This window comes from Bosea sp. 29B, from assembly GCF_902506165.1.
GTDB lineage: Bacteria > Pseudomonadota > Alphaproteobacteria > Rhizobiales > Beijerinckiaceae > Allobosea.
In genome coordinates, this window is record NZ_LR733817.1 from 3,153,795 (window position 1) to 3,165,769 (window position 11,975).

13 protein-coding genes are annotated in these 11,975 nt (G+C 67.4%); 8 read left to right on the forward strand and 5 right to left on the reverse strand.

Annotated elements, in window-relative coordinates; all coding sequences use genetic code 11:
- Positions 1 to 9: 9 nt before the first annotated feature.
- Together GV161_RS15320 and GV161_RS15325 are read left to right on the forward strand one after the other, a co-directional pair.
- Positions 10 to 1,212: a 4-oxalomesaconate tautomerase gene (locus GV161_RS15320; RefSeq protein WP_280179060.1), complete on the forward strand. Its 1,203-nt coding sequence runs from the start codon at positions 10 to 12 to the stop codon at positions 1,210 to 1,212.
- On the forward strand, positions 1,145 to 2,131 hold the full coding sequence (locus GV161_RS15325) for a tripartite tricarboxylate transporter substrate binding protein (RefSeq protein ID WP_152016512.1): 987 nt from the start codon (positions 1,145 to 1,147) through the stop codon (positions 2,129 to 2,131). The genes GV161_RS15320 and GV161_RS15325 overlap by 68 nt, the downstream gene beginning before the upstream one ends.
- 7 nt (positions 2,132 to 2,138) lie before the next feature.
- Here GV161_RS15325 and nth read toward each other — a convergent pair whose 3' ends face one another.
- Positions 2,139 to 2,894 (reverse strand): endonuclease III, encoded by a 756-nt coding sequence (gene nth / locus GV161_RS15330; protein ID WP_244624291.1) that lies wholly within the window; start codon positions 2,892 to 2,894, stop codon positions 2,139 to 2,141.
- Here nth and GV161_RS15335 point away from each other — a divergent pair.
- Together GV161_RS15335 and GV161_RS15340 are read left to right on the forward strand one after the other, a co-directional pair.
- A complete protein-coding gene (locus GV161_RS15335; RefSeq protein ID WP_152016514.1) occupies positions 2,861 to 3,388 on the forward strand; it encodes a DUF2244 domain-containing protein in 528 nt (175 codons plus the stop codon). The genes nth and GV161_RS15335 overlap by 34 nt on opposite strands.
- A gap of 2 nt (positions 3,389 to 3,390) precedes the next feature.
- Positions 3,391 to 3,894, forward strand: coding sequence for a hypothetical protein (locus GV161_RS15340; protein ID WP_152016515.1), 504 nt, complete (start codon positions 3,391 to 3,393; stop codon positions 3,892 to 3,894).
- A gap of 8 nt (positions 3,895 to 3,902) precedes the next feature.
- Here GV161_RS15340 and GV161_RS15345 read toward each other — a convergent pair whose 3' ends face one another.
- Positions 3,903 to 4,508, reverse strand: coding sequence for a class I SAM-dependent methyltransferase (locus GV161_RS15345; protein ID WP_152016516.1), 606 nt, complete (start codon positions 4,506 to 4,508; stop codon positions 3,903 to 3,905).
- Between the two features lie 118 nt (positions 4,509 to 4,626).
- Here GV161_RS15345 and GV161_RS15350 point away from each other — a divergent pair, with 118 nt between their 5' ends.
- The gene (locus tag GV161_RS15350) at positions 4,627 to 5,613 is read left to right on the forward strand and encodes a methylated-DNA--[protein]-cysteine S-methyltransferase (protein ID WP_244624225.1); all 987 of its coding nucleotides are present in this window, start codon (positions 4,627 to 4,629) and stop codon (positions 5,611 to 5,613) included.
- 11 nt (positions 5,614 to 5,624) lie between these two features.
- Here GV161_RS15350 and GV161_RS15355 read toward each other — a convergent pair whose 3' ends face one another.
- Entirely contained in the window at positions 5,625 to 6,530 is a 906-nt protein-coding gene (locus GV161_RS15355; RefSeq protein WP_152016517.1) for a hypothetical protein, read from the reverse strand.
- Between the two features lie 463 nt (positions 6,531 to 6,993).
- Here GV161_RS15355 and dnaK point away from each other — a divergent pair, with 463 nt between their 5' ends.
- Positions 6,994 to 8,919 (forward strand): molecular chaperone DnaK, encoded by a 1,926-nt coding sequence (gene dnaK / locus GV161_RS15360; protein ID WP_152016518.1) that lies wholly within the window; start codon positions 6,994 to 6,996, stop codon positions 8,917 to 8,919.
- Positions 8,920 to 9,058: 139 nt separating this feature from the next.
- Positions 9,059 to 10,192, forward strand: a complete 1,134-nt coding sequence (gene dnaJ / locus GV161_RS15365; RefSeq protein ID WP_152016519.1) for a molecular chaperone DnaJ — start codon at positions 9,059 to 9,061, stop codon at positions 10,190 to 10,192.
- Positions 10,193 to 10,251: 59 nt separating this feature from the next.
- Here the strand turns inward: dnaJ and GV161_RS15370 are convergent, their stop codons facing one another.
- On the reverse strand, positions 10,252 to 10,443 hold the full coding sequence (locus GV161_RS15370; RefSeq protein WP_152016520.1) for a CsbD family protein: 192 nt from the start codon (positions 10,441 to 10,443) through the stop codon (positions 10,252 to 10,254).
- Between the two features lie 88 nt (positions 10,444 to 10,531).
- On the reverse strand, positions 10,532 to 11,353 hold the full coding sequence (locus tag GV161_RS15375; RefSeq protein ID WP_152016521.1) for a helix-turn-helix transcriptional regulator: 822 nt from the start codon (positions 11,351 to 11,353) through the stop codon (positions 10,532 to 10,534).
- A gap of 134 nt (positions 11,354 to 11,487) precedes the next feature.
- On the opposite strand from GV161_RS15375, the gene GV161_RS15380 reads away from it, so the two are divergent.
- The gene (locus tag GV161_RS15380; protein WP_152016522.1) at positions 11,488 to 11,910 is read left to right on the forward strand and encodes a hypothetical protein; all 423 of its coding nucleotides are present in this window, start codon (positions 11,488 to 11,490) and stop codon (positions 11,908 to 11,910) included.
- Positions 11,911 to 11,975: the final 65 nt, after the last annotated feature.

Sequence of the window (11,975 nt, forward strand, 5' to 3'; positions counted from 1 at the left end):
GTGACGCCCTTGTCCGCTCCCTTCCAGCTTCCGCATGCTCAGGCCCTGCGCATCCCCTGCGTGCTGATGCGCGGCGGCACCTCGCGCGGCCCGTTCTTCCTGGAGCGCGACCTGCCAAGCGATCCGGCGGTTCGCGATCGCGTCCTGCTCGCAGCGATGGGCTCGCCGCACATGCTCCAGCTCGACGGGCTCGGCGGTGGCAATTCGCTGACCAGCAAGGTCGCGATCGTCAGCCGCTCCAGCCGGCCGGATGCCGATGTCGAGTATCTCTTCGCCCAGGTCGCGGTGGAGCGCGCCCATGTCGATCTCAGCCCCAATTGCGGCAACATGCTCTCCGCCGTCGGCCCCTTCGCGATCGAGGCCGGCCTGGTGCCGGCCGCCGACGGCGAGACGATCGTGCGCATCCACAACCGCAACACCGGCGCGCTGATCGAGGCGGCCGTGCAGACGCCGGGTGGCGTCGTCGCCTATGACGGCGCAACCGCGATCGATGGGGTCGCCGGCACGGCCGCCCCGATCAAGCTCGGTTTCCTCGAAGCGGTAGGCTCGAAAACCGGCGCATTGCTGCCGACCGGCCTCGCTCGCGAGGAGATCGACGGCGTCCCGGTGACGCTGGTCGACTATGCCACGCCGATGCTGCTGGTGCGGGCAGGCGATCTCGGCCTCGCCGGCGATGAGACGCCGGCCGAACTCGATGCGAATGCCGCCTTGCTGGCGCGCCTGGAAGAGCTGCGCCGCGAAGCGGGCCGCCGCATGGGTCTCGGCGACGTCAGTGGCCGCGTCATTCCCAAGGTCGGGGTGCTTTCGCCGGCGCGTCGCGGCGGTAGCCTGACCTCGCGCTATTTCACACCGGATCGCTGCCATCGCAGCCATGCCGTCACCGGTGCGCTCTGTGTCGCCGCGGCGAGCCGGATCGCCGGCAGTGTCGCAGCCGAGATGCTTTCCCCCGAGATCGGCTCGTTGGTCGCGGTCGAGCATCCGAGCGGTGCCATCCAGGTCGACCTTGCGCTCGACGCAGCCGGTCAGGTGGTCCGCGCCAGCCTGGTGCGCACCGCGCGCCGCATTTTCGAAGGTAACGTCATCGTCCCCGCCAGTGCGATCCTCGCGCTTGCAGAGAGGGCGGAAACGGGAGGAGAACTGACCCATGACGATCACGCGCCGCCATCTCTGCAGCCTGATCACAGCCGCCTTGGCCAGCACCTGCCTGCCTGAGTTCGCCCGCGCCCAGGCTGCCTTCCCAGACAAGCCGATGAAGCTCCTGGTGCCCTACGCCGCCGGCGGCGGCACGGACGCGATCGCGCGTCTCGTCGCGCAGGGCGTCGGCGAGCGGCTCGGCCAGTCGCTGGTGGTCGAGAACAACGGCTCGGCCGGCGGCAATCTCGCCACCGCCCAGGCGGCTGCGGCCTCGCCCGACGGCTATACCGTGCTGATGGCCAATCAGGGCCCGATGGTGGTCAATCCGCATCTGTTCAAGAATGTCCGGGTCGACCCACTGACCGCTTTCGACCCGCTGACGCTGATCTCGGCGGCGCCGCTCGTCGTGGTGGTCGCGCCGAACTCGCCGCACAGGACGCTGGCCGAGCTCGTCGGACAGGGCCAAAAGAATCCGGGCAAGCTGACCTATGGCTCGGCCGGCAACGGCTCCGCCAGCCATCTGGCGACGATCCTGCTGGCGCAGACCGCGCAGTTCGAGGCGGTGCATGTGCCTTATCGCGGCGCCGGACCGGCGCTGACCGACCTGCTCGCCGGCAACAGCGACTTCATGATCACCACTGTGCCCTCCGTGCTTGGCCTGATCGAGGGCGGCAAGGTCAGGGCGCTGGCAGTGACCGGCAAGGCGCGCGCCAAGCTCTTCCCCGACGTCCCGTCGGTCGCCGAGAGCGGCTGGCCGGACTACGAGGCGACCGCCTGGTACGGCTTCGTCGTGCCCAAGGGCACGCCCAGGGATATCGCGGCGAAGCTGCGCCAGGCGACGGTCGAGACCATCAACAGCCCGCTCATCCGCGAGCGGCTGCAGAACGAGGGTGCCGAGCCGATCGGCAACAAGCCCGAGGAGTTCGCCGCGATGATGGAGGCGGAGTCGCGCCGCTGGGCCGGGATCATCAAGCAGGCCCGATTGGCGATTAACTGATGGCGTTCTACGCGATCCGCTTGTCGGCGGAATCGCAGAGATCGGCGACGACGCAGGTCTCGCAGGCCGGACGCAACGCCTTGCAGGTGTAGCGCCCGTGCAGGATCAGCCAGTGATGCGCGTGCCGGCCGAACTCGGCCGGCACTGCCTTTTCCAGCCCCAGCTCGACCTGCAGCACATTCTTGCCGGGCGCGATGCGCAGGCGGTTGGCGACGCGGAAGACATGGGTGTCGACCGCATGGGTGATCTCGCCGAAGGCGATGTTGAGCACGACGTTCGCGGTCTTGCGGCCGACGCCCGGCAGGCTCTCCAGCGCTTCGCGTGCGGTCGGGACTTCGCTGCCGAACTCGGCGATCAGCTTTTCCGAGAGCGCGACGACGTTCTTCGCCTTGTTGCGGTAGAGCCCGATCGTCTTGATCAGCTCGCGCACCTGGTCTTCGCCGAGGGCGAGCATCTTTTCCGGCGTATCGGCGAGGTCGAACAGCCGCTTCGTCGCCTTGTTGACGCCGGCATCGGTCGCCTGCGCCGAGAGCACCACGGCGACCAGCAGCGTGAAGGCGTTGACATAGTCGAGCTCGCCCTTTGGCTCGGGTCTCTGCTGCCGGAATCGGCTGAAGATCTCGTAGACCTCGGCAGCGCTCCGCGGCTTCGGACTTGTGATCCGCTTCGGGAGAGGGCTGCGGCGTTTCGGACTGTTCGGCGCGGGCATCGCGGCGTTATAATTCGCGGATGACCTTGGGCAAGCCCGATTGCGACAATGCAGCCGAAGCGGCCGAGAAGCCGGTCTTCGACGCGACGATCACGCCGCACCGTTCGCTCGGCCAAGACGGCTTTCGCATCGTGATGACGCTGGTCTGCCTGACCAGCGTTGCAGCTTCCATTCCCTTCATGGTGCTCGGCGCCTGGCCGGTTGCCGGCTTCTTCGGCCTCGACATCATCGCGATCTTCATCGCCTTCAAGGTCAATTTCAACGCGGCCCGCGCCTTCGAGCGCATTGTCGTGACGCCGCTCGAGGTATTGCTGCGCAAGGTCTCGCATCATGGCCGCGAGAAAATCTGGCGCTCAAACCCCGCCTGGACCAAGCTCGAGCGCGAGGACGACGAGGATTACGGCCTGCTCGAACTGTCCCTGGTCTCGCGCGGCCAGCGCACCGTGGTCGCCTCTGCGCTGTCGCCGGGGGAGCGCGAGGGTTTTGCGCAAGCACTCGGCACGGCGCTCGCCAAGGCCAAGCGCGGCCCGGATTTCGAACCGGCCTGAGCATGGCCGCGACGATCATCCCGCTGATCGCATGGGCGGTGATCCTCTTCGTCGTTGTCGCGGCCCTGCGCGCCAATCGCGGTCGGCGCGGCCCGCTGCCCAACCAGAACGGTGGCGAGGAAGCGGTCCGCGCCTATGCACTCGTCCTGCGCGACAAGCTCGATCGCGCCCTGTTCGGCCCGGTGCTGGCAGGGCAGGTCTGGGATCGCGTGATCACTCGTCCGGTCGGCGAGGGGCTGATCCATGAATTCCACCGCGACTTCTGCGGTCATGGCCTGATCCGCACAGAGGCCGGGATCAAGCTCTGCGACATCCTCGATGGCCACCATCCGGGCGCGGCCATTGCCGAATGGCGCTTGCGCGAGGACTTCGTCGCCTTCTTCGCCGAGCAGTCGGATTACAGCTGCAGCGGCTGGGATGAGAGCTCGCCGGTTTTCTTCACTGACGACGAATGGCACCGCAACAACCAGCGCCTGACGCGCGCAAAGCTGCAGCGCTTCGCTTGAGGGAGGCCTCAGGCCGTCCGTTGCGCCAGCCAGATCGTATGCCCGCCGCAGTTCGGGTCTTCGACGATATGCTCGACGACGGCAAAGCCGTTCGCGTCCAGCAGCGCGCGATACTCGGCCGGGTCGAGGCTGCCATGGTAGAGCGGCTCGCCCTCGAAGTTGCCGATCGCCTCGCCATGGGCCGGCCCGCTGGTGAAGAGCAGCACAGCGCCTTCGGCGGCGTGCTCGCCAAAGAGCGGGAACATCCGGCGCTGGTCGTCGGGCTTCAGGTGGAAGAAGCTGTCCCAGGCTATCAGCCCGTCGAAGCGCCGGCCAAGTGCGAGCTCGCGCATGTCGCCGACCTGCCAGTCCTGCTGCTGGAAGCGTTCGCGGCAGAGCGCGATCAGAGGCGCCGATGAATCGATCCCGGTCACGGTGCAGCCGCGCTCGATCAGATGCCTTGCGATCGGCTCGCCCATGCCGCAGCCGAGATCGAGCACCGCTGCTGTCGCCGGCAGCAGCGACAGGAAGCGGTCGAGCCAGCGCGCCTCCATCGGCTTGCGGCCGCGCTGTTGGTCATAGGCAGCGGCGTGGCGCTGGTAGAGTGAGACGACGGCGTCGGCTGAATCGGTCATCTGTGCATGTCTACGTGGCCTCGGAGGCGAAGACGAGCTTGTCAGCTTTCGGGTGGGAGACGCATGCTGACATGACTAGCTTCGTGAGCATGAGAGATCAGATCGCGAGGATAGACCGATGAACGCCCATTCCAGTCTCAGGACCGCGATGAAACCGATCGTAGTCTCCAATGCCGTGCTCGCCCGCGCCACCGAGGCCATTCCCTCGGAAGCCGATTTCCCGGCGGTGGTGCCCGGCTCGGATTACGACACCGTGCGCCGCATCCTGGCCTACATCACCAACAACTGGCGCCAGCAGCCGACGATCGAGGCGATCGCCGACGCCGCCGGTGCGACCCCGACCGACGTGCATCACCTGTTCCGGCGCTGGTGCGGGCTGACGCCCAAAGCCTTCCTGCAGGCGATCACGCTCGACAACGCCAAAGGCCTGCTGGCCGCCTCCGCCAGCATCCTCGACACCAGCTTCGAGGTCGGACTCTCGGGCCCCGGCCGCCTGCACGACCTCTTCGTCACCCATGAGGCGATGTCACCGGGCGAGTGGAAGACCGGCGGCGAGGGGCTGCGCATGTCCTATGGCTTCCACCAGTCGCCTTTCGGCGAGGCGCTGGTCGTGGTCACCGAGCGTGGGCTCGCCGGTCTCGGTTGGGTCTCGAACAGCCTCGACGGCGGCAAGGTGATTGGCGGCCGGGCCGAGGCGCTGGCCGACATGATGCGGCGCTGGCCGCATGCGGATTACCGCTTCGACCCGCAGAGCACGGCGCCCTATGCGACGCGCATCTTCGAGCCGGGCAGCTGGTCGCCGCAGACGCCGTTGCGCGTCGTGCTGATCGGCACCGATTTCGAGGTCCGTGTCTGGGAGACGCTGCTGCGCATCCCCGTCGGCTGCGCCACCACCTATGGCGACGTCGCCGACCATATCGGCAAGCCCTCGGCGGCTCGCGCGGTCGGTGCGGCGGTCGGCAAGAACCCGATCTCCTTCGTCGTCCCCTGCCACCGCGTCATCGGCAAGTCCGGCGCGCTCACCGGCTACCATTGGGGGCTGACGCGCAAGCGCGCCATCCTCGGCTGGGAGGCCGGCCAGGTCGCGGGCGGCGAGGCCGCCTGAACCCGAAAAGCTTACTGGATGGTCGGAGCGGGCGCTGCCGCAGGCGGGGGCGCCCGCCTTGCCGTGGCCGGGCGCGGCTTGGCCGCCTCGGGTTTCGGCTCGGGCAGGCCGAGGCGGGCGCGGATCGAGGCGGCGCGCGCCTCGGTGATGCGGGCGCCGCAAAAGCCGTGTGAGCCCTCGCGCTGGAAGTCGCGGCAGATCTGCTCGCGCTCCGACGAGAAGCCGGCCTGCTCGCGGGCGATCGTGCGCTGCTCCGTCAGGTTGGCCTTGGCCGAGAGCGCCCGGTAGCCCTCCCGCACCGCGGTCTCCGCCTTGCTGCGCTCGGCTTCGGTCTCCTTGGCGCGGGCCGGCAGGGTGCGCACGTCCGGCCCCCAGACGCCGCGGGGATCGATGCGGCAGGCGGCGGCCTCGATCACGCAGGGCTGCTCCGGCTCGACCACCAGGAAGGCGCCTTCGAGTACGTCGAAGACGATCGGGCAGGCCGCGGCTTCCAGCTTGTAGCGTGGCAGCCCGGCCGGCTTGCCGAGCGAGGTCACCGGCACGGGCGTATCGCCGAAGGAGATGGCGCAGGGTTCGACGAGGTTGCTGGACTGGAAGCCTTCGGCGCGCAGCTTAAGGCCGTAGCCGCTGCCGGTCTTCTCCAGCGTTGCTTCGCCGAAGCCGCCATTGCGTCGCAAGGTCTTGCCGAGAATCGAGTCTTCGCCGGGGATCTTGATGGCCGGCATGGTGCGCGGGCGCGGCGCCGACGACTGGCCGCCGACGGAGGCCGGCGCCGATTGCTGGGCCCCGGGCTGGTTGAAGGGCTGCGCACCGGGAAGCTGCATCGGCTGAGCCAGAGCCGCGCCTGCAAGGCCGAGCCAGGCCATGACTGCGCCGGCAGCGAGGCGATGGGCAGTCGGGCGGCGGAGCGTCGTCACGGCTGTTTCCTGGTGGCGCAAGGTCCATTCTGAATGGAGTGGCTACGCCGGTTGCGCAAGAGCATGCGCGCAACACTTACCCGGAATGGTCAGCCCCGCGAATTCTGTGAGGGATACTGCACAAAGCCGATTCTTAATCCGGCTCCGCGCCTTGCAAGCAGGCCGTCACCCTCCCTATATACGCCGCGAAGCGGTGGTTTTTACGGGCCATCGGGGCCGGATTGCGCCAGGCGCCAGCACTCACATGCGAACGCTGAAACGCAGGGCCGGTCGATCTTTGTTGTAACCGGCGGGTGAGGCCGGGCCGGGGCTTGAAGCTCCGTTCCGTCGCTTCGGCCGCCAGACGTGGGTATCCCGGGTTCGTTCGCCGCGGAAGGTGGGGGCGACCCGGGGCCATGGGCCGGGGAGCGGCGTCTTACGCGCGCTCTTCCGGCGATCTGCTAAATCGAAAGGGATCCCGTCCATGGGTAAAGTCATCGGTATCGACCTCGGAACCACCAATTCCTGCGTTGCAGTGATGGAGGGGTCGACGCCCAAGGTCATCGAGAATTCCGAGGGCGCCCGCACCACGCCTTCGATCGTCGCCATCACGGATGACGGCGAGCGTCTGGTCGGCCAGCCTGCCAAGCGCCAGGCGGTCACCAATCCGGAGCGCACCTTCTTCGCCATCAAGCGCCTGATCGGGCGCACTTTCGACGATCCGATGACCAAGAAGGACATCGATCTCGTCCCCTACAGGATCAAGAAGGCCCCGTCGGGCGACGCCTGGGTCGAGGCCGATGGCAAGGATTACTCGCCCTCGCAGATCTCCGCCTTCACGCTGACCAAGATGAAGGAGACCGCGGAGGCCTATCTCGGCCAGCCGGTGACTCAGGCCGTCATCACCGTTCCCGCCTATTTCAACGACGCCCAGCGCCAGGCCACCAAGGATGCCGGCCGCATCGCCGGCCTCGAGGTGCTGCGCATCATCAACGAGCCGACCGCGGCCGCGCTCGCCTATGGCCTCGACAAGAAGTCGGCCGGCACCATCGCGGTCTATGACCTCGGCGGCGGTACGTTCGACGTCTCGGTCCTCGAGATCGGCGACGGCGTCTTCGAGGTGAAGTCGACCAATGGCGACACCTTCCTCGGCGGCGAGGACTTCGACATGCGCCTGGTCGAGTACCTGGCGGACGAGTTCAAGCGCGAGCAGGGCATCGACCTGAAGAAGGACAAGCTCGCCCTCCAGCGCCTGAAGGAAGCTGCCGAGAAGGCCAAGATCGAGCTCTCGACCACCGCGCAGACCGAGATCAACCTGCCCTACATCACGGCGGATGCCTCGGGTCCCAAGCACCTTGCCATCAAGCTCTCGCGCGCCAAGTTCGAGAGCCTGGTCGACGACCTGATCCAGCGCACCATCGAGCCCTGCCGCAAGGCGCTCAAGGATGCCGGCCTGTCCGCGGGCCAGATCGACGAGGTCGTCCTGGTCGGCGGCATGACCCGCATGCCGAAGGTCCAGGAGGTGGTGAAGCAGTTCTTCGGCAAGGAGCCGCACAAGGGCGTCAACCCTGACGAGGTCGTCGCTATCGGCGCCGCGATCCAGGCCGGCGTGCTGCAGGGCGACGTCAAGGACGTTCTGCTGCTCGACGTGACCCCGCTCTCGCTCGGCATCGAGACGTTGGGCGGCGTGTTCACGCGCCTGATCGACCGCAACACCACGATCCCGACCAAGAAGAGCCAGGTCTTCTCCACCGCCGAGGACAATCAGGGCGCGGTGACGATCCGGGTCTTCCAGGGCGAGCGCGAGATGGCGGCCGACAACAAGATGCTCGGCCAGTTCGACCTGATGGGCATTCCGCCGGCCCCGCGCGGCATGCCGCAGATCGAGGTGACCTTCGACATCGACGCCAACGGCATCGTCTCGGTGACGGCGAAGGACAAGGCCACCAACAAGGAGCAGCAGATCCGCATCCAGGCATCTGGCGGCCTCTCCGAGGCCGAGATCCAGAAGATGGTCAAGGATGCCGAGGCCAACGCCGCCGACGACAAGAAGCGTCGCGAGGTGGTCGAGGCCAAGAACCAGGGCGAGAGCCTCGTGCACTCGACCGAAAAGTCGCTGAAGGACTATGGCGACAAGGTTTCGGCCGCCGACAAGGGCGCGATCGAGACCGCGCTCGAAGCCTTGAGGACTGCTCTCACCGGTGAGGATGTCGAGGCAATCCAGGCTCGCACCAACGAGCTGATGCAGGCGTCGATGAAGCTCGGCGAGGCGATGTATGCCGCCAGCCAGGCTGCTGAAGGCGCTGCCGCCGAGGGCGCCGCTGCCGAGGAACCGAAGAAGGACGACGTCATCGACGCCGACTTCAAGGATGTCAGCGACGACAAGGGCGACAAGAAGAAGAGCGCCTGATCGCGCTACTTGGTCATCCATCGACCGTGACGGGATGGCCGGGCTTGACCCGGCCATTCCCTTAAGGCGATGGCGTCGGCAGGACATGACTCGCCGGCCTGCGCAAGGAGCGCGGGGCGGCGCAGGGGCAGCTGGTTGAATGTCGAAGCGCGACTATTACGAGATCCTCGGGGTCTCCCGGACGGTGACGGAAGTCGAGCTCAAGGGCTCGTTCCGCAAGCTCGCCATGCAGCATCACCCGGACAAGAACCCGGGCGACAAGCAGGCCGAGATCAAGTTCAAGGAGATCAACGAGGCCTATCAGATCCTCTCTGATGGCCAGAAGCGCGCTGCCTATGACCGCTATGGTCACCAGGCCTTCGACAATGGCGGCGGCGGTGGTGGCCCGGCCGACATGTCGGACTTCATGTCCGACATCTTCGAATCCTTCTTCGGCGAGGGCCGCGGCCGTGGCGGCCCTCGCGGCGCCAATTCGCGTGAGCGCGGCGCCGACCTGCGCTATAATCTCGAGATCGGTCTCGAGGACGCCTATTCCGGCAAGAACGAGACCATCCGCGTTCCGACCTCTGTGACCTGTGAGGTCTGCTCCGGCACCGGCGCCAAGGCCGGCTCGAAGTCGCGCCAGTGCCCGACCTGCGGCGGCCATGGCCGCGTCCGCGCCAGCCAGGGCTTCTTCTCGGTCGAGCGCACCTGCCCGACCTGCAACGGCCGCGGCGAGATCATCGACGATCCCTGCACCGGCTGCCAGGGCGCCGGCCGCGTCACCCGCGAGCGCACGCTCTCGGTCAATATCCCGGCCGGCGTCGAGGACGGTACCCGCATCCGCCTTGCCGGCGAGGGCGAGGCTGGCCTGCGTGGCGGCCCGGCGGGCGATCTCTACATTTTCCTCTCGATCAAGCCGCACGCTATCTTCCAGCGCGACGGCGCCGACCTGTTCTGCCGCGTGCCGATCGGCCTGACTTCGGCCGCGCTCGGCGGCGAGATCGAGGTGCCGACGCTGAACGGTGAAAAGGCCCGGGTGAAAGTCCCCGAGGGTACCCAGACCGGCAAGCAGTTCCGGCTCAAGGCCAAGGGCATGAGCGTGCTGCGCTCGCGCGAGATGGGCGATCTCTATATCCAGGTCCTGGTTGAGACGCCGCAGAAGCTCACCGCCCGCCAGCGCGAATTGCTGATGGAGTTCGAGCGCGAGAGCTCGGGCGCCACCCATCCCGAGACCGCTGGCTTCTTCGGCCGGGTCAAGGATTTCCTCGGCGGCCTCGGCGGCGCGGCCTGAGACAGAAAAACGGGCGCCTCGCGGCGCCCGTCCTTTTTTGATCGGAGCCGGCCTGATTCTCAGGCCTTGTCGATCACTTTCTTGACCGCGTCCTTGGTCTTGCCGATCGCCTGCTGGGCCTCGCCCTTGCGCTCCTGCATGATACCTTCGGCTTCGAGGCCGGGCTTGTTCAGCGCCTTGCCGGCGGCCTGCTTGACGTTGCCGGCCGCTTCGTTGGCCATGCCCTTGATCTTGTCGGCGGTGCTGCCCATGGACGTTTTCCTTTTCGAATGACGCGAAATCGGTGCGGTAGCGCCGGTTCGGTGGAAGAACGTTGCCGCCAACTTTTGGTTCCGCCTCTCAGGCGGATGCATTGGCCTCCGCAATCGCGCGCAGCGCCCGGCCCGTCGCCTCATCGGCGGGGAAGAAGGTCTCCAGCGCCAGCTCCGACAAGGTCACGTCGACCGGCGTGCCGAACACCGTCGTGGTCGAGATCAGTGACAGTTCGGTCTCGCCCAGCCGCAGGTGCAGCGGCAGTACGATCGGCGGCTCCGCCTCCTCTTGCGCTCTACCCTTGACGACCGGCGCGGCCGGGACGGGATAGCTCAGCAATTCGGTCAGGAGTTCGGCCAGCAGCGGGTCGGCCGTGGCGCGAATCTGCTGGCGCAACCGCGCGATGAGATGGCCGCGCCACTCTGTCAGATTGATGATCGCCGGAGCGAGCCCCCGCGGGTGCAGGCTGAGTCGCAGCACATTGACCGGCGGGCGCAGCAGGTCGGCATCCTCGACGACCGCGAGCATCGGCGCGATCATCTTGTTCGCCGCGAGCAGGGTCCAGTGCCGGTCGACCGCCACGGCCGGGTAGGGCTCGTGCCCCTTGAGCAGCAGGTCGATGGCGCTGCGGGCCGCCTGCAGGCTGGGGTCTTCCAGCGAACGTTCGAGATAGACCGGTGCATAACCGGCCGAGAGCAGGAGCGCGTTGCGCTCGCGCAGCGGCACGCCGAGATGCTCGGCGAGCAGCAGCACCATGTCCCGGCTCGGTATCGAGCGGCCGCTCTCGACGAAGCTCAGATGCTTCTGCGAGATCTCGGCTTCGAGCGCGAGGTCGAGCTGGCTGAGACGGCGCAGCTGGCGCCAGTCGCGGATGAGATGCCCGATCGCGGGCTGCTGATGCTTGTTCATGACAGGCAAGCTAGCCGCAGCCGCGCCGCCATCCAATTACCTCCGGCTTAATCGACCGGCCGCCGGGCTTTCGGCAGCATGGCCTCCATCAGCAACCGCCCCGGCTGAGACGGGGCTTGAACCGGAGAACGACCATGGCCTTCATCCAGTCCTCGCGTTTCCTGCGCAATGCCCTTGCCCTCGATGCCGCCGCCTGCGCCACGACCGGTCTGCTGCTGAGCGTCGGCGCCGGTTCGCTCTCCGGCCTGCTCGGCTTTCCGGCGGAGTTCCTGCGTGGCGCCGGTCTCCTGCTCCTGCCCTGTGCTGCCCTGCTTGCGTTCTTCGCCAGCCGGCTGCGCCTGCCGCGCCTCGCGGTCTACGCCGTGATCGGCGTCAACATCCTCTGGATTGCCGACAGCGTGCTGATCCTGGTCGCCGGCTGGTTCGCGCCGACCACGCTCGGCATCGCTTTCGTCCTGGCCCAGGCCGCGGCGGTCGCGATCGTTACCGAACTCGAGGTGATCGGCCTGAAGAAGTCGGTCACGGAAGCCGCCGGAGCCGAAGCCGCACTGCGCTGACCAGCCTCTTTCCCAGATCACGCCGTTGCGGCTCTCCCGCGGCGGCGTTTGCTTTGCGACGACTT